This is a genomic window from uncultured Methylovirgula sp., assembly GCF_947646745.1.
Taxonomy (GTDB): Bacteria; Pseudomonadota; Alphaproteobacteria; order Rhizobiales; family Beijerinckiaceae; genus Methylovirgula.
Genome location: NZ_CANSHK010000010.1, coordinates 39860 through 64073, shown reverse-complemented (window position 1 = coordinate 64073; position 24214 = coordinate 39860). Strand labels below are relative to the sequence as shown.

Annotated in this window: 15 protein-coding genes; 6 read left to right on the top strand and 9 right to left on the bottom strand. The window is 63.5% G+C overall.

What is annotated here, in order from left to right:
- Positions 1-22: 22 nt before the first annotated feature.
- The 3 genes from pth to hrpB all read right to left on the bottom strand — a co-directional run bounded on the left by pth (position 23) and on the right by hrpB (position 4092).
- Entirely contained in the window at positions 23-616 is a 594-nt protein-coding gene (pth, locus tag Q0025_RS04590; RefSeq protein ID WP_297296477.1) for an aminoacyl-tRNA hydrolase, read from the bottom strand.
- Positions 617-672: 56 nt separating this feature from the next.
- Positions 673-1356 (bottom strand): 50S ribosomal protein L25/general stress protein Ctc, encoded by a 684-nt coding sequence (locus Q0025_RS04585; RefSeq protein WP_297296475.1) that lies wholly within the window; start codon positions 1354-1356, stop codon positions 673-675.
- Positions 1357-1617: 261 nt separating this feature from the next.
- Entirely contained in the window at positions 1618-4092 is a 2475-nt protein-coding gene (gene hrpB / locus Q0025_RS04580; protein WP_297296473.1) for an ATP-dependent helicase HrpB, read from the bottom strand.
- A 242-nt stretch (positions 4093-4334) separates the two neighbouring features.
- Between hrpB and Q0025_RS04575 the strand changes: the two genes are divergently transcribed.
- Positions 4335-6269: a potassium transporter Kup gene (locus tag Q0025_RS04575; RefSeq protein ID WP_297296472.1), complete on the top strand. Its 1935-nt coding sequence runs from the start codon at positions 4335-4337 to the stop codon at positions 6267-6269.
- 142 nt (positions 6270-6411) lie between these two features.
- Positions 6412-9102: a DNA mismatch repair protein MutS gene (gene mutS, locus Q0025_RS04570; RefSeq protein ID WP_297296471.1), complete on the top strand. Its 2691-nt coding sequence runs from the start codon at positions 6412-6414 to the stop codon at positions 9100-9102.
- Between the two features lie 4 nt (positions 9103-9106).
- On the opposite strand, the gene hrcA is transcribed toward mutS, so the two are convergent.
- The gene (hrcA, locus tag Q0025_RS04565) at positions 9107-10207 is read right to left on the bottom strand and encodes a heat-inducible transcriptional repressor HrcA (RefSeq protein ID WP_297296469.1); all 1101 of its coding nucleotides are present in this window, start codon (positions 10205-10207) and stop codon (positions 9107-9109) included.
- Between the two features lie 155 nt (positions 10208-10362).
- On the opposite strand from hrcA, the gene Q0025_RS04560 reads away from it, so the two are divergent.
- Positions 10363-12690 (top strand): tetratricopeptide repeat protein, encoded by a 2328-nt coding sequence (locus tag Q0025_RS04560; protein ID WP_297296468.1) that lies wholly within the window; start codon positions 10363-10365, stop codon positions 12688-12690.
- Positions 12691-12693: 3 nt separating this feature from the next.
- On the opposite strand, the gene Q0025_RS04555 is transcribed toward Q0025_RS04560, so the two are convergent.
- Both Q0025_RS04555 and Q0025_RS04550 read right to left on the bottom strand, forming a co-directional pair.
- Positions 12694-14847, bottom strand: a complete 2154-nt coding sequence (locus Q0025_RS04555; protein ID WP_297296466.1) for a hybrid sensor histidine kinase/response regulator — start codon at positions 14845-14847, stop codon at positions 12694-12696.
- Positions 14848-15067: 220 nt separating this feature from the next.
- A complete protein-coding gene (locus Q0025_RS04550; RefSeq protein ID WP_297296464.1) occupies positions 15068-16051 on the bottom strand; it encodes a beta-ketoacyl-ACP synthase III in 984 nt (327 codons plus the stop codon).
- Positions 16052-16190: 139 nt separating this feature from the next.
- Between Q0025_RS04550 and Q0025_RS04545 the strand changes: the two genes are divergently transcribed.
- Together Q0025_RS04545 and Q0025_RS04540 are read left to right on the top strand one after the other, a co-directional pair.
- On the top strand, positions 16191-16376 hold the full coding sequence (locus Q0025_RS04545; protein ID WP_297296462.1) for a hypothetical protein: 186 nt from the start codon (positions 16191-16193) through the stop codon (positions 16374-16376).
- A 111-nt stretch (positions 16377-16487) separates the two neighbouring features.
- Complete coding sequence (locus Q0025_RS04540; protein ID WP_297296460.1) at positions 16488-17180, top strand: RluA family pseudouridine synthase; 693 nt, start codon at positions 16488-16490, stop codon at positions 17178-17180.
- A gap of 5 nt (positions 17181-17185) precedes the next feature.
- On the opposite strand, the gene Q0025_RS04535 is transcribed toward Q0025_RS04540, so the two are convergent.
- The 3 genes from Q0025_RS04535 to Q0025_RS04525 are packed head-to-tail and all read right to left on the bottom strand — an operon-like array spanning position 17186 to position 22212.
- A complete protein-coding gene (locus Q0025_RS04535) occupies positions 17186-20284 on the bottom strand; it encodes a multidrug efflux RND transporter permease subunit (RefSeq protein ID WP_297296458.1) in 3099 nt (1032 codons plus the stop codon).
- A gap of 15 nt (positions 20285-20299) precedes the next feature.
- Positions 20300-21499: an efflux RND transporter periplasmic adaptor subunit gene (locus Q0025_RS04530; protein WP_297296456.1), complete on the bottom strand. Its 1200-nt coding sequence runs from the start codon at positions 21497-21499 to the stop codon at positions 20300-20302.
- A complete protein-coding gene (locus Q0025_RS04525) occupies positions 21496-22212 on the bottom strand; it encodes a TetR/AcrR family transcriptional regulator (protein WP_297296502.1) in 717 nt (238 codons plus the stop codon). The genes Q0025_RS04530 and Q0025_RS04525 overlap by 4 nt, the downstream gene beginning before the upstream one ends.
- A gap of 201 nt (positions 22213-22413) precedes the next feature.
- On the opposite strand from Q0025_RS04525, the gene lepA reads away from it, so the two are divergent.
- Positions 22414-24213 (top strand): translation elongation factor 4, encoded by a 1800-nt coding sequence (lepA, locus tag Q0025_RS04520; RefSeq protein ID WP_297296454.1) that lies wholly within the window; start codon positions 22414-22416, stop codon positions 24211-24213.
- Position 24214 lies beyond the last annotated feature (1 nt).

Sequence of the window (24214 nt, the reverse complement as noted above, 5' to 3'; positions counted from 1 at the left end):
GAGCAAGGCAATGGGGCGGCGCTCACTCGTCATCGCCCCAAATGCCCGACTCCTGCATCGCCAGAAAAATCTTGTTCTGAAAACTGTTGTCGGCACCGTCGGCGAGATAGCCGGCATTGGCGGCGATCGCTTCACAGATCGTCTCGACCCAAGGTTGCTCGGCCTTGGCGAAATTCCCTAGGACATAGTCATGCACGCGGGCTTTGTCGCCAGGGTGGCCGATGCCGATCCGCACGCGCCGGTAGTCATTGCCGACATGATCGGTGATCGAACGCAGGCCATTATGGCCGGCATTGCCGCCGCCGAGCTTCACCCGAAGCTGGCCCGGCGCAAGATCGAGCTCGTCATGGAAGACGACGATGTCGCCGAGAGCGATCTTGTAGAAGCGCGAAGCCTCGCCGACGGCGCGGCCGGATTCGTTCATGAAGGTCTCGGGCTTGAGCAGGATGATCCGTTCGCTGCCGATCGCGCCTTCGCTCGCCTGGCCCTGAAAGCGGGCGCGGAACGGCGCGAAAGGATGCCGCCGGCCGATGGCATCAATCGCCATGAAGCCGACATTGTGGCGCTGCCCGGCATAGGCGCGGCCGGGATTGCCGAGGCCGACGAAGAGCTTCATCCAAAGGGCCTGCAGCGAGCGGCGGGAAGGCCGGGCGCAACCGCCCGGCCCTTGGCTTATTTCTTCGGCTTGGCCGCGGCCGCAGCCTTGGCGTCGGGCGCAGCTCCGGCGGCGGGCGTAGCACCAGCAGCCGGCGCGGCTGCCGCAGCGGCTTGCGCCGGCGTCTCGGCCACGGCGACTGGCGGCGCGATCGTCGCAATGGTGAAATTATGTTGCGTATCGACCGGCCGGCATCCGGCCGGCAGGGTGACGGCCGAAATATGGACCGACTCGGCGATTTCGAGCTGGCCGACATCGATCGTGATCGCCTCGGGGATGGCGTCCGCCGGAACTTTCATCTCGATCGAATGGCGCACGATATTGAGCGTGCCGCCCTTCTTGATGCCGGGGGAGATATCCTGATTGATGAAATGCACCGGGATCGCGACGCGCAGCGTCGAGCCGGCCTTGAGGCGCAGGAAATCGACATGCAGCGGCCGGTCGGTGACGCGGTCGAGCTGATAGTCGCGCGGGATGACGCGCTCCTTGGCGCCGCCGACCTCGATCTCGTAGATCGTCGTCAGAAAGTGCCCGGCATAGATGAGCTTGTTGATTTCGCGCCATTCGAGCGAAATCGATTGGGCGGGATCGCCGCCGCCATAGATGACGGCAGGAATGCGGCCTTCACGGCGAACGCTGCGTGCGGCCCCCTTGCCGCCGACGCTGCGCGCCGTGGCCGCGAGCGTTTTGGTCTCGGCCATAGCGTGTCCTTGATCTGAGAATAGGCCCTCGCCTCCAGGGGTGTCGGAAACGGGCCGTGCGGCCTTATAGGGGGTGAGGCGCGCAAGAGCAAGGCCGCGTGCTCTCAGACAGGCGGCCCCGATTTCGTATGGCATGCTTCTCGGCATCGCAGGAAGGACGAAGGCGAGTTCGGCGCCGGGCTTGCCGATGCTTATCATGCCGTCCTGGCGGCGGATGCCGCAGCGAAACCGGCCGACCACGGGCGGCCGGCAAATTCAGCGCTACGTGCCGCGCGGCTTGGCCCTGGTGGTCGGCGCGGCCTTCGCCGGATCGTCGGGCCAGACATGGCGCGGGTAGCGGCCCTTCATCTCCGTCTTCACCGATGCCCAGGAGCCGCGCCAGAAACCCGGCAGATCGCGCGTAACCTGCACAGGCCGGTGCGCCGGCGACAGCAATTCGAGGGTCAGCGGCGCCGTGCCTTTGGCAAGTGTTGGATGATGATCGAGGCCATAGAATTCCTGCACGCGCGCCGAGACGAGCGGGCCGTTTTCGGCGGCATAATCAACGGCGATGCGGGAGCCGGCCGGCGTCTCGAAATGCGTCGGCGCTTCGGCTTCGAGCCGTTTCTGCATGTCATAAGGCAAGAGCGCGTGCAGGGCCGCTTCAAGTTCCGTGGTCTCGATCTCGGCAAGGCTCGTCTTTCCGACAAGAAAAGGCGCGAGCCAATCCGCAGCCTTGGCGCGCAGAGCGGCGTCGGAAAGGTCAGGCCAGGCCGCATCGGCTTCGCTCGCGCGCAGAAAATTCACCCGGTCGCGCCATTGCGAGAGCGCTTTGTTCCACGGCAGCCGCGTGAAGCTCGAGGCAGCGAGACCTTCAGCCAGAACTCTCGCGGCATTCGGATGCTCGGCCGCGCTCAGGGTTTGTTCGATGAGAACCAGGGCACCGAGACGGCGCTGCCGCCGCGCAATGATTTTCTCGCGCGTAGAATCGTAATTCAGATCGTCGCGCGTGACGATCTTGGCCCCCGCGATGGATTCGATTGCGCCGAGCGTCAAAGGCGCGGCGAGAAGAATGCGCGCCGCCGCCGCGCGGCCGGAAATTTCGCCGATCGCAAGGTAGGGTTCGCGCGCCAGCGGATCGTGCGCTTCGAGCGATGCGGCGCGGCCGTTCGCCATCAGAAATTCGCCCGGCTTGCCGCGGGCCTTGGCGATCCGCTCGGGAAAAGCCGCAGCGAGATGCCGCCCGGCTTCTTGCGCCTCGATACGCCCACCCTCTGCCCCAGCCTGGCGCAGCAGCGATTTGACCAGCTTGCGCGCATCCTCGGCGCGCCCGCCGCGCTCGCGACGAAAGCGTTCAAGACGCGTGACGAGATCGACCTCGTCACTGCCGAGATTGCGCTCGGTCAAAAGCACGGCGACTTCCGCCGCGAGTTCCGCTTCGCCCATCTCTTGCGCTTCAACGATCATGCGCGCAAGCCGCGGCGGCAATGCAATGGCGCGCATGGCGCGGCCGGGCTCGGTCAGCGCGCCGGTCGCGTCGATGGCTTCGAGCGCACGAAGCAGCGCGCGCGCCTCGTTGATCGCGGGTTCCGGCGGCGGATCGAGAAAGCGCAGGTCGCGCGCCGGATCGCGGGCGCCCCAAGCGGTGCAATCGAGCAGAAAACCCGAGAGATCCGAATTGAGAATCTCCGGTGCCGAAAAAGCCTCAAGCGCGCCGTTTGCCGCCTCCTGCCAGAGCCGGTAACAGATACCGGGTTCCGTGCGGCCGGCACGGCCGCGGCGCTGATCGGCGGCGGCGCGCGAGACGCGCACGGTCTCAAGCCGCGTCAAGCCGCGATCCGGCTCGTAGCGCGGCACGCGGGCAACGCCGGAATCGATGACGACCCGCACGCCTTCAATGGTCAGCGATGTTTCGGCAATCGAGGTCGCCAGCACGATCTTGCGTCTGCCTGGCGGCGTCGGCGCGATCGCACGATCCTGCCCGGCGCGATCGAGTGCAGCATAAAGCGGCGCGATCTCAATCGCCGGATCACGGATCATCTCGCCCAACAGACTTACGAGCCGGTTGATCTCGCCTTGTCCGGGCAGAAAAACGAGGATCGACCCGTTCTCCTCCGCTAAAGCCTTGCGGACGGCGCGCAGCAGCGCCGCCTCGATCCGCTCTTGCGGGTCGCGGCCGAGATAGATCGTCGCGACCGGAAAGGCGCGGCCCTCCGCTTCGATCACCGGCACGTCGTCGCCAAGCAATTTCGCGACGCGGGCGCCGTCCAGCGTTGCCGACATCACCAGGAGCCGCAGATCCGGCCGCAGATGCGCTTGTGCGTCGAGCGCGAGCGCAAGACCGAAATCGGCATCAAGCGAGCGCTCGTGAAACTCGTCGAAGATCACCGCGGCAATGCCGTCGAGGCCCGGATCGTCGAGAATCATGCGGGCGAAAACGCCTTCGGTGACGACCTCGATGCGCGTTTTTGCCGAAACGCGCGACACGAGCCGCATGCGCAGGCCAATCGTTTCTCCGACCGTCTCGCCGCGCAGAGCAGCCATGCGTTCGGCGGCGGCACGCACAGCGAGCCGCCTCGGTTCGAGCAAAATGATCCTTTTGTGGGCAACCCAATCCGCATCACACAAGGCCAGCGGCACGATCGTCGTCTTGCCGGCGCCCGGCGGCGCCACCAGAACGGCAGCGGCCCGGCTGCCAAGCGCTGCCGTCATCTGCGGCAGGACGGCCAAGACGGGAAGCGTGGAATTTGGCATCATACTGAATTGACTGGCGATGTGCCGTTGGGCAAGCGGCTGGATCAAGCCGTGCGCCATTTACAACGGCTGTGGAGATAAGGCGATTCGGCGAAGACGCCTTGTTAATTCCGCTTCTCGTGAGGAAAGGAAAGCGCTATATGCCGCCCCCGACCGCGATCAACCAACCGGTCGCTCCGCCGTTTGGCGTTCAACCTGCCCGTCTTCGGGCGGCGAAGGCCAGCGTCCGGATTGAGGACTTCTGAATGCTAACGACCGCACAAGAGAAGGCCGCCGATCAGGCCGCCTGCGGGCCCGTCATTCCACACAGCGCACATCACGACAAAAAGGCGAGCATTGCGGGCTTGGCCCTTGGCTCTGTCGGCGTTGTCTATGGCGATATCGGCACGAGCCCGCTCTATGCCTTGCAGGCCTCCGTCGTTCATGCTGGTAAAATCGGTCAAGCCTACGAAGCCGGAATCGTTGGGATCGTTTCGCTCCTTTTGTGGGCGCTGTTCTTCATCGTCACCGCCAAATATGTTCTGTTTCTCATGCGCGCCGATAACAAGGGCGAAGGCGGCATACTGTCCTTGATGGCGCTGGCGCAAACCGCCTTCGGCCGGCGCGCAGCGCCGATTTTCTTTCTCGGTGTCGCCGGCGCGGCGCTGTTTTCAGGCGACGCGATCATCACCCCCGCCATTTCGGTCCTCTCGGCGCTCGAAGGTTTGCAGGTCGCAACGCCCGTCTTCAGCGATTATGTCCTGCCGTTGACGATCGTGGTGCTGATCTCCGTCTTCGCCGTGCAACGCCACGGCACGACGCGCGTCGCAACCTTCTTCGGTCCGATCATGGCTGTGTTTTTCGTCGTGATCGCTTTGCTCGGCGCGATGCACATTCCCGATGCGCCGCGCATTCTGCGCGCGTTCAATCCTTTTGTCGGCCTGGCGTTCTTATTCGGCCATGGCCTGCTCGGCATCCTGGTTCTCGGCTCGGTGTTCTTGGCCGTGACCGGCGCCGAAGCTCTCTATGCCGATATGGGCCATTTCGGCCGCCGGCCGATCCAACTCGCCTGGCTCGTCTTCGTCCTGCCGGCGCTGACGTTGAACTACCTCGGCCAAGGTGCATTGATACTCTCCAACCATGCGGCTGCCGCCAATCCCTTCTATCTGCTGGCGCCGCGCTGGGCGCTTCTGCCGCTCGTGATCCTCGCGACGATCGCCACCGTCATCGCGAGCCAGGCGGTGATCACCGGCGCGTTTTCCCTGACCCGCCAGGCGATCCAGCTCGGCCTTCTGCCGCGCATGGAAATCCAGCACAAATCCGAAATGCAGGAAGGCCAGATTTTCATTCCGAAGGTCAACCGGATCCTGCTCATCGGCGTCTTGCTGCTGGTTCTTCTCTTCCGCAGTTCGAGCGCCCTCGCCTCGGCTTATGGGATCGCCGTCTCCGGCACGATGGTGGTGACGACCGCGCTCGCCTTTGTCGTCGTCTGGCGGATGTGGAAATGGCCGATCTGGCGGGCGGTGGGCTTCGTCTCCATCTTCCTCGTCGTCGATTTCATCTTCTTCGCCGCCAACTTGCTGAAGATCATCGACGGCGGCTGGGTGCCGCTGATGATCGCTGCCAGCTCGATGATCGTGATGTGGACCTTCGTGCGCGGCAATGCGTTGCTCGCGGAAAAGATGCAGCGCGATTCGATCCCGCTGAAGGATCTGATCCCGATGCTGGAAAAATCGAAGCCGACGCGCGTTCCGGGCACCGCGATCTTCCTGACCAATCAGCTCACCTCGGCGCCTTCGGCACTCCTCCATAACATCAAGCACAACAAAGTGCTGCACGAGCGTGTCTGGCTGATGTCCGTGCGGACGGAAGATACGCCGCGCGTGTCGGCCGCCAACCGCTACGAAATTCACAAGCTCTCGCCGGACTTCACCACCGTGACGGTCCATTTCGGTTATATGGAGAGCCCGCGCATCCCAGCCGCGCTGGCGCTGCTGCGCAAATCCGGCCACAAGTTCGATATTATGACGACATCGTTCTTCCTCGGCCGGCGCACCATCAAGGCCTCGCCCAATTCCGGCATGCCGGCCTGGCAAGACAGCCTGTTCATCGCTCTGTCGAAACAGGCGATCGACGCGACCGAATTCTTCTCCATTCCTTCGGACCGCGTCGTCGAACTCGGAGCGCAAGTGACGATCTAGCGCCTGTCGCCCGGTCGCGAAAATCTTATCGGCCGTTTTCGCGGCCGGTGCGCTTCTGCCTGAACCGCGGCCGCGCGCGATAAATTCTGCATATCCTCGGCCGCCCGGTGCGCCGCCACCTTGGCTTTGCTAAGCTCGGCGCATGCATGAGCGCGCCATCGCCGATCCCGACGCCGTCATTGGCAAGATCACGCCGATGATGGCGCAATATATCGAGATCAAGGCCGCCAATCCGGACAGTCTGCTGTTCTACCGGATGGGCGATTTCTACGAAATGTTCTTCGACGATGCCGAGATCGCCTCGCGTGCCCTCGGCATCGTGCTGACCCAGCGGGGCAAGCATCTCGGCCGCGACATTCCGATGTGCGGCGTGCCGATTCATCGCGCCGATGAATATCTTGCACGGCTCATCGCGCTCGGCCACCGCGTCGCCGTCTGCGAGCAGATCGAGGACCCGGCGGAAGCCAAGAAGCGCGGCAGTCAGGCCGTCGTTCGCCGCGACGTCACCCGCCTCGTGACGCCCGGTACGATCACGGAGGAAAGCCTCCTCGAACCGGCGCGGGCCAATGCCTTGCTCGCAATCGCCAAATCCATGCGCGGCGAAATCGCCCTGTTCGGCTTGGCGTGCGTCGATATTTCGACCGGCGCTTTCACGGTGATGGAAGTTGCCGCCGCAGCGCTCGGCGCCGAGATCGCCCGGCTCGATGCGGCGGAACTCGTCGCGCCGGACGCGCTTTGCGGCGATGCCGATCTTGCCCGGCTTACGGCCGAGATGCGCATTCCGCTCTCCCCTGTCGGCGGCGCCCACGGCGATCCCGCCGCCGCGGCGCGGCGCCTGCAGGATTATTTCGGCTTGGCGACTCTCGACGGCCTCGGCGATTTTTCCGACGCCGAAATCGCCGCGGCGGCGCTCGCGATCTTCTACATCGAACGCACCCAGCGCAGCGCCCGGCCGGCGCTCAGCCCGCCGATGCGGATGCGCTTTGACGCACATATGGAGATCGATGCCGCGACGCGCGCCAATCTCGAACTGACGCGCACGCTCTCGGGACATCGCGACGGCGCCCTGCTTGCCAGCATTGACCGCACCGTCACACCAGGCGGCGGCCGGCTCCTCGCCGAGCGCCTGGCCGGGCCGCTGACCGAAGAAGCGGCCATCGAGCGCCGGCTCGATGGCGTCGCCTTCCTTCGCGACGGCCGCGCTTTGCGCGAGGATTTGCGCCTCTGCCTGAAGGCAGCGCCCGATCTCGCCCGGCCGTTATCGCGGCTTGCGCTGCAAAGAGGCGGCCCGCGCGATGTGGCGGCGATCCGTGACGCTTTACGCGCCGCCGAAGCCATAGCCGCACGGCTCGCCGCAGAGCCAGCTTTGCCCGACGATCTCAGAGGGGCGGCCGAAGGCGCCGCGCGAGCCGATCCGGCCATCGCCGCGCGGCTTGCCGATGCGCTCGGCGACGACCTTCCGCTCAAGGCGCGCGACGGCAATTTTATTCGCCGGACCTATGACGCGGAGCTCGATGAGTTGCGCACATTGCGCGACGAGAGCCGGCAGGTCATCGCCGCTTTGCAGGCGCGCTACGCGAATTTGGCCGAGACCAAGCAACTCAGGCTCAAACACAATAATTTTCTCGGCTTTTTCATCGAAGTGCCGCAGGCGCACGGCGAAAGGCTGCTGAAGCCGCCGTTCAACGCGACCTTCGTGCATCGCCAGACGATGACCGACGCGATGCGCTTTTCGACCGCCGAACTCGCCGAACTCGAAGCCAAAATGTCGTCGGCCGCCGATCAGGCCTTAGCGCGCGAACTTGGCATTCTGGACACGCTCATCGCCCGGATTCTCGCCGCCGAGGCGCAGATCAAAGCCGTCGCCGAGGCGCTCGCGGCGCTCGATGTCGCCGCCGCACTGGCTGACCTCGCCGAGGCGCGCGGCTGGACGCGGCCCGAGATCGACAACTCGCTGAATTTCGTCATCACGGCAGGCCGCCATCCGGTGGTCGAAGCCGCGCTCGCGCGCGACGGCAAGCCCTTCGTCGCCAACGACTGCAATCTCTCCGGCAAGGACAGCGGGGCGGGCCTCATCGCCGTCGTCACGGGTCCGAACATGGCCGGCAAATCGACCTATCTCCGGCAGAACGCCCTGATCGCGGTGCTGGCGCAGATGGGCTCGTTCGTCCCGGCCGCGCATTGCAAGATCGGCATTGTGGACCGGCTGTTTTCGCGCGTCGGGGCGGCCGACGATCTCGCCCGCGGCCGCTCGACCTTCATGGTCGAAATGGTCGAGACCGCGGCGATCCTCAACCAGGCGACGGAGCGTTCGCTTGTCATCCTCGATGAGATCGGCCGCGGCACGGCGACGTTCGACGGTCTCGCCATTGCCTGGGCGGTGGTCGAGCAATTGCACGCCAAGAACCGGTCGCGCGCCCTGTTCGCGACGCATTTCCACGAGCTGACGCAACTCGCCAAACATCTTTCGCGGATCGTCAATCTGACGATGCGCGTCGCCGATTGGAAAGGCGATGTCGTGTTCCTGCACGAGATCATTCCCGGTGCGGCGGATCGCTCCTACGGCATCCAAGTGGCAAAGCTCGCCGGCCTGCCGCCGGCTGTCGTCAAGCGCGCCCGGGCGCTGCTTGCCGAATTCGAAGCCGGCGACCGCCGCAAACCGGTGAAGCAGATCGCCGATCTGCCGCTCTTTGCCGCTGCGCCGCCGGCGTCCCCGTCACCGGAACCCAGCGAAGTCGAAGCGGCGCTCGATGCTGTCGATATAGACGGCCTTTCACCACGCGAGGCGCACACCGTGCTCTATCAGTTGAAGGCGTTGCTGAAGAAGGATTGATCCATCAAGGCCCGCGCATCAGGCGGCCGATGATCTTCGATGTATAATCGACCATCGGCACGATGCGCGCATAATTGAGCCGCGTCGGCCCGATGACGCCGAGCACGCCGACGACGCGTTGCTGATCGTCGCGGAACGGCGCCGCGATCATCGACGAGCCGGACAGCGAAAACAGTTTGTTCTCCGAGCCGATGAAAATGCGCACGCCTTCGCCGCCTTCGGCGCGATTCAAAAGATCGATCACATCCTTCTGGGTTTCAAGATCGGCAAAGAGCAGGCGAATTCGCTCGAGGTCTTCGAGCGCGGTGAGATTTTCGAGCAGATTGGCCTGGCCGCGGACAATGAGCTGTTGTCCCTGCGTGCTGGTCTCGACCCAGCTCGCATAGCCCGCGGCAATGAGGCGGGCCGTCAATTCGCCGAGTTCGGCCTCCGCCGCCACAAGGGCCGCCTCGATCTCGGCCTTCGCCTCCGCCAACGTGCGTCCGGCAATCCGGACGTTGAGATAATTGCTGGCCTCGACCAGCGCCGAGGCCGGCAGATCGCGCGGTGTCTGCACGACACGGTTTTCGATCGAACCATCGGCGGCGACGAGCACGGCGAGCGCCCGATCCGGATCGAGGCGGACGAATTCGATATGTTTGAGCCGCGCATTCTCCTTGGTCGTGGCGACCACGCCGGCGCTGCGCGTCAGGCCCGACAGCATGCTCATCGCGTCGCTGAGCACCGCTTCGAGCGCATGCTCCTTGGACGAGGCGCGCACTTGCGCTTCGATCTGCGCCCGCTCCTCGCGGCCGAGGTCGCCGATCTCGAGCATCGCATCGACGAAAAAGCGTAAGCCCCGCTCGGTCGGCAGCCGGCCGGCGCTGATGTGCGGGGCATAGATGAGGCCGAGCTCCTCAAGATCCTGCATGACATTGCGGACCGAGGCCGGCGACAGCGACATCGGCAGAAGCCTCGAGAGCTGGCGCGAGCCGACCGGGTCTCCGAAGGTCAGATAGGATTCGACAATATGGCGAAAAATCTCGCGCGAGCGCTCGTTGAGCTGGCCAAACCCGCCGCCGTCGGCGGCAAGGCTGTTGCGCGAAGGATCAAACCGTTCGGTCATCGTGCCTCTCGTGCGCCCGCGCCGGTCCTCGAAGTCGCCATCCCCCTAAAATGGCCGCACGGCGGCGCCGATGCAAGCCGCACCGAGGCCGCGTCAGCCCCAGGAAAGATTGTTAAGATTCACTGCACCCGCTTCACCAGGGAAGGTATCTCATCGTGGAGGCATGGGCCGAAGCGGACACCGAGACGCGTGCGGGCGACGACCGCCATGCCATGGCGTCGTTACAGGCGGCGGTGACCGAAGCCCTTGCCTGCTTTGCCGCCGGCGCGACCGCCAAAGCCTGCGCCCATCTCGACGAAGTCCAGCATCTGGCGGCAACCCGCGATGCCGCAAGCTACGTTTTCGGCCTGTTCTATTTCAACACGGGCGACCCGACGGCGGCGCTCGAATGGTTCGATCGGTCGCTGCGGCTCAACCCGGATCATCTCGATGCCCGCAAAGGCCGCGCGGTCGCGTTGCAAAGGCTCGGGCGCGCAAACGAAGCACTGGCGATCTTCGAGACGGTCGCACGCGACAATCCCGCCGACGCCGAAGCCGCGCATATGAGCGGCGTCGTTCTTCAGGATCTCGGCAAGACGGAAGCCGCGCTTGCCGCTTACGATCGGGCTTTGCGTATCAGGCCGGATTATTGCGAGGCGCTGTGCAACCGCGGCGCCCTGCTCGAAAAAGCGGGACGCCTCGAAGAGGCGCTGCAATGCTTCGACGCCTTGATCGCACTACGGCCCGAAGATGCCGTCAATCTCTTCAACCGCGGCTGCGTGCTGCAGAAATTGAACCGCTTCGAGGCGGCGCTCGCCGATCACGAGGCGGCGGCGCGCTATGACGCCGCGCATCCCGAGAACGAGGTCAATCGCGGCAACGTTCTGCAAAAACTCGGCCGACGCGCCGACGCCCTGGCCTGCTACGACAGTGCGATCCGGCTGCGCCCGCATTATCCACAAGCTTATTACAACCGCGGCATTGCCCGGCAACGGCTCGGCCATTTCGCGGAGGCGCTGGCCGATTTCGACGCGGCGCTGGCGCAAAAGCCGAATTATCCCGAAGCCCTGTGCAATCGCGGCAATGTGCTGAGCGAACTCGGGCGTTTGAACGAAGCGCTGACCTCTTATGACCGCGCGCTGGCGCTGCGGCCAGATTTCCGCCAGGCGCAAATCAATCGCGCCAATGTTCTGTTCGCTCTGGGGCGGCCGGAATTTGCCGGCGCCGCCGCCGCCGAGGTTCTGGCGCAAGAACCGAACCACGCGCAGGCGCTCTGCATTGCCGGCGCGGCAAACCATCGGCTCGGCGAACTCGAGGCAGCTTTGGCCTTTCTCGACCGTGCGGTCGCGGCGCGGCCGGATTATGCCGAAGCCTGGCTCAATCGCGGCAATGTGTTGCAAGAACAAGACCGCCTTGATGAGGCGCTGGCGAGCTACGATCGGGCGCTCGCGTTGCGCCCGGCCTATCCCGAAGTCCTGTCCAGTCGCGGCGTCGCGCTCAAGGAACTCGGCCAGCTTGATGAAGCCCTGGACGCTTTCGATGCCGCCCTGCGGCTCAAGCCGAGTTATGCCGATGCGCGCAACAACCGCGCCGGCGCCTTGCTATTGAAGGGCGATTTGACTGAAGGATTTGCCGCCTTCGAAAGCCGCTGGGAGCGGAGCAATGCGCCGGCGAAGACGCTGATCTCGCCGCTGCCGCATTGGCGCGGCGAGCCGCTTGCAGGGCGGCGCATTCTCGTCTGGGACGAACAAGGCCTCGGCGACCTCATCCAATTTTGCCGCTATCTGCCTTTGCTTAAAGATCTCGGCGCCGACGTCACTTTGCTCGGCCGCAGGTCGATGTTCCGCCTGCTCTCGACTTTGTCGAAGCCGCCGCATTTCGTCGAGGCCACGCCGCCGCAAGAGAGTTTCGATTATCAAAGCGCCTTGATGAGCCTGCCCTTCGCCTGTGGCACGTCGCTCGCGACGGTTCCGGCGCATGTGCCCTATCTCCATGCCGAGCCGGCGCGCGTCGCCGCCTGGTCGCAGCGTCTCGGACGTGACGGGCTTCGCATCGGCATTTGCTGGCATGGCAATCTCAAGATCAATTTGAAGCGCAACATGCCGCTGGCTTGTTTTGCGGTGGTGGCGGCTATACCGGGCGTCCGGCTCATCAGTCTGATGAAGGACGCCATACCGGATTCTGCCCTCGGCTTCGCCGTCGAATCGTTCGGCACCGATTTCGATGCGGGGGCCGATGCCTTTCTGGATACTGCGGCGGTGATGGCAAATTGCAATCTGATCGTCACCTCGGACACGTCGATCGCGCATCTTGCCGGCGCGCTTGGTCGACCGGTCTTTCTTGCGCTTCGCCATGCGCCGGATTGGCGCTGGCTTGCCGCCGGGACGCAATCACCCTGGTATCCGACGATGCGGCTGTTTCGTCAGGAGCGGCGCGGCGATTGGACGCCGGTCTTCGCTGCGATCGCAGAGGCCGTTCGAGCCCTGCCGGCCTCTGCGGCCTGATTTTTAAGAGAACGCGTAGCGCCGCGTCGGCGAGAGCACGATGCTGATCTTCTCTGCAAGTTCGGCGCGGGTAAACGGCTTCGGCAGGACCTGGATGCCGTAAACGAAACGACAGCGCTCGATCATCGAGTCCTGGGCATAGCCGGTCGTCAGCAGGACTTTCAGCTTCGGCCGCAACTTGAGTGCCTCCTCGGCAAGTTCGGCGCCGGTGACGCCCGGCAGGCCGACATCGCTGAAAAGCAGGACAAGATCGACGCCGCTATGCAAAATCGCCAGCGCTTCGCTGGCGTTTTTGGCCTCGCGCACGTCGAAACCGAGGTCGCGCAAAATCTCCGCCGAATAAACGCGGACCTCGGCATCGTCCTCGACCACGAGCACAGTCCCGGCCGGCCCCTGCAGCGCGGCCTCGCTCACGGGCGCAACATCGATCGCTTGCTCTTCGCTTTGCGCGCGCGGCAGATAAAGCTTCACCGTCGTGCCTTGCGCCGGTGTGCTTTCGATACGGACATGGCCGCCGATCTGTTTGACGAACCCATAGACCTGGCTCAGCCCAAGGCCGGTGCCCTGGCCCACCGGCTTGGTCGAAAAGAAAGGCTCGAAAACGCGATCGAGGACGTCCTTTTCGATCCCCTTGCCGGTGTCGGCAATCGACAGCAGCACATAATCGCCGGGCGCAATCTCCGGATCTTCCACCTGCGCTTCGACGAACTGACAATTGCTGGCGGCAATCGTCAACCGGCCCCGCCCTTCCATCGCATCGCGGGCATTGATCGCGATGTTGAGGATCGCGTTGTCGAGCTGGTTGAGATCGGCGAATGCGGGCCAAAGCCCCGGCGCGATCGACGTGATAATCTCGATGTTCTCGCCGAGCGTGCGGCGCAGCAGATCGGACATCGAGCCAAGGACAGTCTCGATTTTCGCACCGCGCGGCTCGAGCGGTTGGCGGCGCGAGAAGACAAGCAGCCTTTGCGTCAGCACTGCGCCGCGCCGCGCCGCGTCGAAGGCATTCGTTGCCCAGCGATGCAGACGCGCCTCGCCTTTCTCGGTGTGGCGCTTCAGCATCTCCAGATTGCCGAGCACGGCCGTCAGCAGATTGTTGAAGTCATGCGCGATGCCGCCGGTCAGTTGGCCGATCGATTCGAGCTTCTGGGCTTGACGCAATTGCGCCTCGGCCCGCTCACGCTCGGCGATCGCCTTGCTGCGCTCCCGGTCGGCGGCCATCAGTGCATCGTAGGTATTGAAATGCCGGATGAGCAGCCAGAGCACGCAGGCCAAGGAAACGGCAAACAGTATGGTGCCGAGCGTGATGAGAAACCGGGCCTGCCGCCATTCCGCGAGGACGTGATCCTTCAACCGCGAAATATTGACGACGAGCGGGAATTCGTCGACGGCCATCGTCGCGACGATCCGCTCCGGTCCGTCGATCGCCTTTTGGGCATCGTAAGTCACCGGCGTGCCGGGCTGTAGAATGCCGTCAAACGACTTGATCCGGTAAATCTGTCCGACATTGCCGGGACCCGGATAACGCGCAAGCAAGGTGCCGTCGCTGCGCCACAGGCTGACAGCGCCATAGTCGCCGATTTGCAAAGTCTTGTAGAGCTTCTCGAAATAGGCGAGATCGATGGCCGCCGCGACGACGCCGATGAAATGGCCCGAGGCGTCATCGACCCGGCGGGCGAGATAGATCGACCAGCTTTTCGTGTCGGCATTGTAGAGCGGCTGGCTGAGATAGGAGCCGCTGATCGGCGTGTCACGCAAGATGACGAAATAATCGCGATCGGAAAAATCCTGGTTCGGCGCGGGATAGGTCCGCGTCGTGCAAATAAGCTTTCCGTCCTGGCCGATCAGACTCACCTCGTGAATTTGCGGGATGCCGACGACGCGCGATTTCAGCAGCAGATACATTTCGACGCTGGCGCGTTTGCGGACGATGTCCTGCGGTTTCGTGATGCCGCCCAGCGTCAGATCGTCTTGCAGGCTCGACAGGACGAGATCGACGCTCTGCATCGTGCGCTGCGTTTCCTGCGACAGCAGGAGATCGAGCGCCATGAGTTCGCGACGGGCATCGGAGACGTCGCGCAGGCGAAATTCGCGCACCGACAAAGCCGCACTCAGCGTCGCCAACGCGACGAGCAATAGGCCAAACCCGACGATCATTGGTTTTGGCTGGAGCAGCGGACGGCGCGAGCCATCCTGACGCGGGCGACCAGAAGGCAAAGGCTTTTCCCGTTTTGCGGTTGTCCTGAGCCGGATTCGGCGAGGCGCACAGGCGCAATCGGCAGTTCAGGTTAACAGCCCCGCCCGGGAGAAGGAACCCATCTTGCAGCCGCTTCCCCGACAAGGGAAAACAGCCTGATTTTTCAAATATTTGCCGGTCTTACCAGCGGACCAGCGCGCTGCCCCAGGCCATCCCGGCGCCGATCGCCATCATGGCGATGAGATCGCCGGGCCGCAAACGCCCGGCGCGATTCGCTTCATCGAGAGAAATCGGCAGCGAGGCGCTCGATGTGTTGCCGTATCGATCGATATTCAGCCAGCATTTTTCGCGCGGAATGCCGAGCCGATCGACGACCGATTCGACGATCCGCACATTGGCCTGGTGCGAAACGACATGATCGATCGCGCCGGGCTTAAGCCCGTTCGCGGCCAGAGCTTCGAGGATCGCCTCGGGCAGGACGCGGATGGCATATTTATAGACTTCGCGGCCGTTCATCGAAATCTTGTTCAACCGCTTGGCCAAAACTTCCTCGGATTGCGGATATTTGCTGCCGCCGCCGGGGATGGCGAGAATGCCTGCGGCCGCGCCATCGGAATGAAGATGCGTCGAGATCAGGCCGCGCGCCGGATCGGGCGTCGGCCCCATGACGACCGCGCCCGCCGCGTCGCCGAACAGCACGCAACTGCTCCGGTCCTGCCAATCGAGCAGGCGGCTCAGAAGCTCCGCGCCGATGACAAGCACGCGTCGCGCCCGGCCGCTGCGAATGAACTGATCCGCGATCGCCATGCCATAAAGCGAGCCGGCACAGGCGGCCGACAGATCGAAGGCGAAGGCGCGCGAGGCGCCCAGCTTGGCCTGTACGAAGACGGCGCAGGAGGGCATCGGCATATCGGGCGAAATCGTGCCGACGATGATCATATCGAGATCGATCGGATCGGTCCCGGCCATTTCCAGCGCCTTGCGCGCGGCAGCAACCGCCATATCGGACGTCACTTCGCCGTCGGCGGCGATGCGGCGCTCCTTGATGCCGGTCCGCTCGGTGATCCAGGCATCGGATGTATGAACGATTCTTTCAAGATCGTGATTGGTGAGGATGCGCGACGGCGCATAAGACCCCGTCCCCAATATATGGGAATGCGTCACTGTGCTGACCCTTCAACGCCGCCAAGGCGGCTCTCAGCAACGCATAGGCCGAAAAGGGAAGGATCGCAAATCGCGACTAATTTTGCTTGGTTTGTGCGTCCCCCGCTCCGGAATCGCGCAATTGATAGGATCGACGCAGATGATCGATAACATCCCGCGCGCCGCGGAGCGCCGTATTGTCGACACGCGGGCGGAAACCTGCCAGCATCCAATTCGTGCCGCCGCAGGACGCGTCGCGCGGCTGAATAAGGATGTCGTCGATCTTCTCGAAGCCGGCTTTCCGGCGCAAAGCGCGCAGGCAAATTTCTCGCAGCTCGGCCTGTGAACGTAGCTCACGCGGCATAAGCAACCTCACTGACATGAAAATCCAGCGCACAACATTTGCGCGCGCTCGATAACGCCAAAACTTGCTATATGTTCCGCCCCGAGAACCGGCATGAACGCAACGACACCCGACGATTTGCAGGCGCGGATCCTTTATCGCGACGGCCTTATACTTGTGCTCGACAAGCCGGCAGGCATTGCCGTGCATCGCGGGCCGAAAGGCGGTGCGTCGCTCGAAGCGGGCTTTTCGGCATTGCGTTTCGGCCTGCCGCGCGACCCGGCGCTGGCCCACCGGCTCGATCGCGACACGGCCGGTTGCCTGGTGCTTGGGCGCCATCACAAGGCGCTGGAAAAGCTTGGGCTTCTCTTCAAACAGGGCAAAATCGGCAAGACCTATTGGGCGGTGGTCGAAGGTGCTCCGCAGGCCGATGAAGGCATCGTCGATCTGCCGCTCGGACGGCTCGATGCGACACGCGGATGGTGGATGAAGGTCGATCCGCAAGGCCTGCCTGCCGAGACGCATTGGCGGGTCCTCGTGCGCGGCGACGGGCGGTCGCTGCTAGCACTGACACCGCGCACCGGCCGCACGCACCAATTGCGCGTCCATTGCGCGGCGAGCGGCTTTCCCATTCTCGGCGATCCGATCTACGGTACGGGCGATCGCGACGCGCGCCTGCATCTGCTCGCGCGGCGGATCGAAATTCCGCTCTATAAAAACAAACCGCCAGTCGAAGCCGAAGCGCCGGTGCCGGAGCACATGCAGGCCGAGGTCGCCGCCCTGCTCGGCGGCCTCGGTGCTGAGTGACGCCATCACTCCGCTGGCGCGGCGCTGTGGCCGAGATCGAGCGCCGCGATCTCCTTGCGGCGGGTCGAATTGGCTTCTGCGCGATGATCCTTCGCCAGCACCGTATAGACGGCCGGCAGAACGAAGAGCGTGAACAGCGTGCCGATCGACATGCCGGAAACGACGACGAGACCGATCGAGAAACGGCTCGCCGCGCCGGCCCCCGTCGCGGTTACGAGCGGGATGAGGCCGGTTACCATCGCTGCCGTCGTCATGAGGATCGGCCGCAGGCGGACGCGCGCGGCTTTCTTGATCGCCTCCATGCGATCGAGATTCTCATGGACCTGCAACTCGCGGGCAAATTCCACCATCAGAATGCCGTGCTTGCTGATGAGGCCGATGAGCGTGACAAGCCCGACCTGCGTGTAAATGTTGATCGTCGCGACGCCGAAGAAGAGCGGCACGAGCGCACCGCTGATCGCCATTGGCACGCTGACCATGATGACGAGCGGATCGCGCAGGCTCTCGAACTGCGCCGCAAGCACCAGGAAGATGATGATCAGCGCGAAGAAGAAGGTGACGGCGAGTTGGTTGCCTTCCTGCACGAATTGCCGCGAATCGGCGAGATAATCATGGCTGAATCCGGTCGGTAGATTCTGCGCCTGCTTTTCGAGGAAACCGACCGCCGTACCCATGGTCACGCCGGGCATTGCGACGGCCTGGAAGGTCGCTGAATTCAGCTGGTTGTAATGGGTCAGCGCATTCGGGTCCGTATCGGTCGTGATCGAGACGACCGTCGAGAGCGGAATCTGCTGGCCGGTCAGCGACGGCACATAATAGGTCGATAACAGCTTCGGCGTCAGCCGGAACGTGCGCGGTACCTCCGGGATCACTTCGTAGGACCGCCCCTGGAGATTGAACCAGTTGACGTAATTGCCACCCAGCATCAAAGCCAGCGTATTGCCGATCTGTTCCATGGTGAGGCCGAGATCGCTCGCTTTGCTGCGGTCGATCTTGATGCGCACCACCGGCTGATTGAATTGCAAATCGCTGTCGGAGACGATGAAGAGGCCGCTCTTGCGCGCCGCCGCCTTGATCTTCTCCATCTCGGTATAGATGTTGGCGAAACTGCTGGTCGAATTGATGACCATCTGAATCGGCAGGCCGCCGGGCCCGCCCGGCAGCGCCGGCAGATTGAAGGCAAAGGCGTTGACGCCCGGGATCTGCGAGATTTTCGCCTGGACCAGGGGCTTGAGATCCATCGCCGTGCGCTTGCGCTCGTTCCAAGGCTTCAGCAACATGCCGGAAATGCCCTGGTTCGGCGATGGCGTGCCGTTCAGAACGAAGCGCAGATCCGTCTCGGGAAACGAGGCAAAGGCCTTGTCGAGTTGCGCGCCGTAATAATCGGCGTAATCGATATTGCCATATTGCGGCGTCTTGGTCAGCGCGAAGACGATGCCTTGATCTTCCTCCGGCGCCAGCTCCGAATTCGAGTGCATATAGAGGAAGCCGACGAGGCCGAGGATCGTTATGGCGAAGAGCCCGGTCGCGGCGCGATAATGGAGCGAGCGGTCGAGGCGGCGCCCATACCAGCCCGTCACTGCGCTGAACGTCTTGTCGACGATCTGCGCGAAGCGGCCCGGCTGGCCGCCTCTCTTGAGCAGCACCGAGCACATCATCGGCGACAGCGTCAGTGCGATGAGGCCCGAGACGACGACAGAGCCGGCGAGCGTGAAGGCGAATTCGCGGAATAGAATACCGGTCAGGCCGCCGAGAAAGCCGATCGGCGCATAGACGGCGGCGAGCGTGATCGTCATGGCGATGACCGGCCCGACGATTTCGCGGGCGCCGATCAGCGCCGCCTGCACCGGCGTCTTGCCCTCTTCGACGTGACGGTAGATGTTTTCCACCACAACGATCGCGTCGTCGACGACGAGGCCGATCGCGAGCACCATGGCGAGCAGCGTCAAAAGATTGAGGCTGAAGCCCATGATCAGCATCATCGCGCAAGCGCCGACGAGCGACAGCGGGATGGTCACGACCGGGATCAGCACCGAGCGGAACGAGCCGAGGAACAGGAAGATGACGACGACGACGATCAGCACCGCCTCGATCAGCGTATGTTCGACCTCGTCGATCGACGACTGAATGAATTTCGTCGAATCGTAGGCGACCTTCATCTGCAGCGATGGCGGCAGATTGCGTTCGATGGCCGGGAACAGCGCTCGCACGCCCTTGACGATCGACAGCGGATTGCCTTCCGGCGTCGCCTGCACGCCGATGAAGATCGCATGTTCGCCGTTGAAGGCGACGCTCGAATCCTGGCTTTGCGCGCCGAGATCGACCTTGGCGATGTCCTCGATGCGGACGAGGCCGCCGTCCTTCGCCTTGACGATCATCCGCTTGAACTGATCGATGTCGGTCAGATCGGCATTCGTCGTGACGTTCGAGACGGTGTAATAGCCCTTGGCCTGGCCGGCCGCGGCCTGAAAATTATTCGCCTGGATCGCGGCGATGACGTCGGCGGCGGAGACGCCGCGCCCGGCCATGCGGACGGGATCGAGCCAGAGCCGCATCGCAAAGGTCTGGCCGCCGAGAATATCGGCGGAGGCGACGCCGTCGACGGTCGACATCAGCGGCTGGACGACGCGGGTGAGATAATCCGAGATCGCCGAGCCCGAAAGCTCGTTGCTCGAAAAGCCGATGTACATGACCGCGGTCGTCTGGCCGGTCGATTTGACGATGATCGGATCGTTGGCGGCCTTCGGAATTTCGTACTTGACCTGATTGACCTTGGCCATGACGTCGGTCAACGCCTGGTTCGGATCGGCGTTGAGCTTCATATAGACGGAGATCGTGCTCGTCCCCTGCACCGATTGCGAGGTCATGTAATCGATGCCCTCGGCCGAGGCGACCGCCTGCTCGATCGGCGTCGTGATGAAGCCCTGCATCAATTCGGGCGAGGCGCCCGGATAGGTCGTCGTCACGGTGATCACCGTGTTCGACAATTTCGGATATTGGCGCACCGGAAGGTGCAGCGCGGCATTGAGGCCGATCAGCAGGATGAGCAGACTGACGACGAGCGACAGGATCGGCCGCTTGATGAAAATGTCGGTGAAGGCCATCGCAGAATCCGCCGCTCAATAGGGGCTGGTTGCGGCCGGAATGGCCGGCGGCGGATCGTGCGAAACCGCGACCTCCATGCCCGATTGCAACTTGATTTGGCCGACGGCGACGACCTGGTCGCCCGGCTTGATGTCTTTGCCTTCGATGACGACGCGGCCGTCGATGCGCTGACCCGTCCGCACGAAGGTGCGCACCGCCGTCGTCGTCTCCTTGCCGTCGCTGCCCGTCGTTTTCTTGATGAGGAAGACTGAATCGCCGTAGAGCGAATAATCCGCGGCCGTCTCCGGCACGGTCATGACCGGCGGTTTCGGCGGCAGCAGGACGGTCGCGGTCGCGAACATGCCCGGCTTCAAAGCATGATCGGCATTGTCGAAGGTCGCCTGCACCGAGACGTTGCGGGTGTCGGTGGCGATCTGCGGCTCGATCGTGGTGATCTTGCCGGTGAAGACGCGGCCCGGATAGGGATCGACGCTGATGTTGACGGTTTCGCCGAGCTTGACTTGCGAACTGTCCTTCTCCGTCAAGGTGAAATTCACCCAGACGACCGAGAGATCGGTGAGCGTGACGATCTGATTGCCGGCGTTGAGAAACTGGCCGACCTCGATGTGGCGCAAGCCAAGCTCGCCGTCGAAAGGCGCGCGGATCAGCTTTTGCGAGATGATCGCTTGGGTCTTGGCGATATTGGCCATCGCCTGGTCATAGGTTGCCTGCGTATCGTCGACCGTCGCCTGCGGGCCGAACTGGCGCAGTGCCAGCGCCTTGGCGCGATCGAGCGACAGTTTCGCGCCGCGCGCCTGCGCCTCGAAGCTCGCGAGGTCGCCCTGCTCGGGGGCGTCGAACAATTGCACCAGCGGCTGGCCCTTGACGACATGCGCACCCGGCTCGAACATGATCTTCACCACGCGGCCGGAGACATCGGTCGTGACATTCACCTGATGGACTGCGACGACATCGCCGATCCCGGTCAAGAGATTGGGCAGAACCTCGGTTTTGACCGGCGCGACGCTGACCACCGCGGGCGGCATTTTCATATGCGCGAAGAATTGCGCGATCATATGGTTGCGGAACTCGTTGAAGCCCCAGAACGCACCGACGAGCAGCGCCAGCAGCAGCGCCACGATCGAGAACCAAAGCTTGGTGCGCACCGGCCGATCGGTCTTGGGCTTACGATAGGCCGTCCTGGTTGCGACTTCGGTTTCGGCTGAGAGCGTCATCTGGCAAATTCCAAAACAGAGGATTCGAAACTTTCAAAGGGGATGTCGAGCGCGGCATGCGCCGCAATCGCGGCATCGGTGAGGCCGACACCGCGCAGGATGTAGCTGCAGACCTCGCGCTCGAGACGCACCGATGGCGGGTAATCGAGCGACGGCAACGACGGCAGTTGTGTCGCCGCCAAGGTGCAAACCGTGTGATGGGCAAACCAGAAGAGATCGCGCGGGCTCGCGAGCCCGGGCCGCGCATCGCCGACCTCGATCGCGTGCTTCAAGGAATCGATGAAGATCGGCGCGATGACCTGCTCGACTTTATCGAACAGCACTTTGGCGAATTCACCGTCCTCAATGAAGCTTCCGAGCGTCAGCCGCAGCTTCTGATTGCCTTCGGCCACGGACCCGTCCGCGGCGGTCATGAAATAATGCGTCATGCCGCGGACGATCAGCGCCAGCGTCCGCGTCGATGGCGGCTCGGCCCGCAGCCGCTCGAGGCCCGGATCGGCGGAGCAGATGTCGGCGAGGATCGCCGCGTAAATGGCGGACTTGTTCGGAAAATGCTTAAACAGCAGCGCTTCGGAAATGCCCGCCGCGTCGGCAATCCGGCGGGTCGTCGTGCCGGCAAAGCCATGCCGGGCGAAGAGCGGCAGCGCGCATTCGAGAATCTGCTGGCGACGATGGTCGCGCGAAAGTCGGATGGGTTGCCGGAGGGGTTGCATGGTGCGTAAGTGACCACTCACTTACCAGCCTGTCAAGCTGGGCTGTTGATTTTTCTCCGGCGGGGCCTGCCCGGCCGCCGCCCGCGGCGGCGAAAACCCAAACCAGCCAAAGAGATGGCTCCGGCTCTCGGATCAATAACGGCGGTGCATAGTGCGACGCACATCTTTCTTTCATAAGGGGCGCCTGCTATCCCGCCGCGCATGACCAAGCTTGAAAATATCCGCAATTTCTCGATCGTCGCACATATCGACCATGGCAAATCCACCCTTGCCGATCGCCTGATTCAGACGACGGGCGGGCTTTCGGCCCGCGAGATGGTGGATCAAGTGCTCGATTCGATGGACATCGAGCGCGAGCGCGGGATCACCATCAAAGCGCAGACCGTCCGGCTCGAATATAAAGCCAAGGACGGCGAGACCTATGTCCTCAACCTGATGGACACCCCCGGCCATGTCGACTTCGCCTATGAGGTCTCGCGTTCGCTGGCCGCCTGCGAAGGCTCGCTGCTCGTCGTCGATGCGAGCCAAGGCGTCGAAGCCCAGACGCTGGCCAATGTCTATCACGCGCTCGACGCCGGCCACGAGATCGTGCCGGTGCTCAACAAGATCGATCTGCCGGCGGCCGAGCCCGAGCGCATCAAGCAGCAGATCGAGGATGTGATCGGGCTTGATGCCTCCGATGCGGTTCTCATCTCGGCCAAGACCGGCCTTGGCATCGAAGACGTTCTGGAAGCCATCGTCCATCGCCTGCCGGCCCCGAAGGGCGATCGAAGCGCGCCCTTGAAGGCGCTGCTCGTCGATTCCTGGTATGACGCCTATCTTGGCGTCGTCGTCCTGGTGCGCATCTTCGACGGGGTGATGAAGAAGCACCAGAAGATCACCATGATGGGCACCAACGCGCATTATGTGATCGACCGTATCGGCGTCTTCCGGCCCAAGATGCAGGATGTCGAGGAACTCGGCCCCGGCGAAATTGGCTTCATCACCGCGCAGATCAAACAGGTCGCCGATACCCGCGTCGGCGACACGATCACCGACGAGCGCCATCCGGTGGCCGAGGCCCTGCCCGGCTTCAAGCCGGCGCAGCCGGTGGTTTTCTGTGGCCTCTTCCCGGTCGACGCCGCCGATTTCGACGATCTGCGCGCGGCGATGGGCAAGCTGCGCCTCAACGATGCGAGCTTTTCCTACGAGATGGAGACCTCGGCGGCGCTCGGCTTCGGCTTCCGCTGCGGCTTCCTCGGCCTACTGCATCTCGAAATCATCCAGGAGCGGCTGGAGCGCGAATTCAATCTCGATTTGATCGCGACCGCGCCCTCCGTCGTCTATCAGATCGTGCTGCGCTCCGGCGAGACGATTTCGCTGCACAACCCCGCCGACATGCCCGACCCGACGCGGATCGAGCGGATCGAGGAGCCGTGGATTCGCGCGACGATCCTGACGCCGGACGATTACCTCGGCGCAGTGCTGAAACTCTGCCAGGAGCGGCGCGGCGTGCAGGTCGATCTGAATTATGTCGGCGCGCGCGCCATGGCGGTCTATGACCTGCCGCTCAACGAAGTCGTCTTCGATTTCTACGACCGGCTGAAATCGCTGTCGAAAGGCTATGCCAGCTTCGACTATAATATCACCGATTATCGCGAAGGCGATCTCGTCAAAATGTCGATCCTGGTCAATGCCGAGCCGGTCGATGCGCTCTCCATGCTTGTGCATCGCGACCGCGCCGAACTACGCGGCCGCGTCATGGTCGAGAAGCTGAAGGAGCTGATCCCGCCGCATATGTTCCAGATTCCGATTCAGGCGGCGATCGGCGGCAAGATCATCGCCCGCGAGACGGTGCGCGCCTTGCGCAAAGACGTGACGGCCAAATGCTATGGCGGCGACGCCACGCGCAAGCGCAAGCTCCTCGAAAAGCAGAAGGCCGGCAAGAAGAAGATGCGCCAATTCGGCAAGGTGGAAATCCCGCAGGAAGCGTTCATCGCCGCGCTGAAAATGGATTCGTGAG

Excerpts from the sequence above, each read along its gene's own strand:
- pth (WP_297296477.1), bottom strand. The coding sequence starts at position 616 with ATGAAGCTCTTCGTCGGCCTCGGCAATCCCGGCCGCGCCTATGCCGGG.
- Q0025_RS04585 (WP_297296475.1), bottom strand. The coding sequence starts at position 1,356 with ATGGCCGAGACCAAAACGCTCGCGGCCACGGCGCGCAGCGTCGGCGGC.
- hrpB (WP_297296473.1), bottom strand. The coding sequence starts at position 4,092 with ATGATGCCAAATTCCACGCTTCCCGTCTTGGCCGTCCTGCCGCAGATG.
- Q0025_RS04575 (WP_297296472.1), top strand. The coding sequence starts at position 4,335 with ATGCTAACGACCGCACAAGAGAAGGCCGCCGATCAGGCCGCCTGCGGG.
- mutS (WP_297296471.1), top strand. The coding sequence starts at position 6,412 with ATGCATGAGCGCGCCATCGCCGATCCCGACGCCGTCATTGGCAAGATC.
- hrcA (WP_297296469.1), bottom strand. The coding sequence starts at position 10,207 with ATGACCGAACGGTTTGATCCTTCGCGCAACAGCCTTGCCGCCGACGGC.
- Q0025_RS04555 (WP_297296466.1), bottom strand. The coding sequence starts at position 14,847 with ATGATCGTCGGGTTTGGCCTATTGCTCGTCGCGTTGGCGACGCTGAGT.
- Q0025_RS04545 (WP_297296462.1), top strand. The coding sequence starts at position 16,191 with ATGATCGATAACATCCCGCGCGCCGCGGAGCGCCGTATTGTCGACACG.
- Q0025_RS04540 (WP_297296460.1), top strand. The coding sequence starts at position 16,488 with ATGAACGCAACGACACCCGACGATTTGCAGGCGCGGATCCTTTATCGC.
- Q0025_RS04535 (WP_297296458.1), bottom strand. The coding sequence starts at position 20,284 with ATGGCCTTCACCGACATTTTCATCAAGCGGCCGATCCTGTCGCTCGTC.
- Q0025_RS04530 (WP_297296456.1), bottom strand. The coding sequence starts at position 21,499 with ATGACGCTCTCAGCCGAAACCGAAGTCGCAACCAGGACGGCCTATCGT.
- Q0025_RS04525 (WP_297296502.1), bottom strand. The coding sequence starts at position 22,212 with ATGCAACCCCTCCGGCAACCCATCCGACTTTCGCGCGACCATCGTCGC.
- lepA (WP_297296454.1), top strand. The coding sequence starts at position 22,414 with ATGACCAAGCTTGAAAATATCCGCAATTTCTCGATCGTCGCACATATC.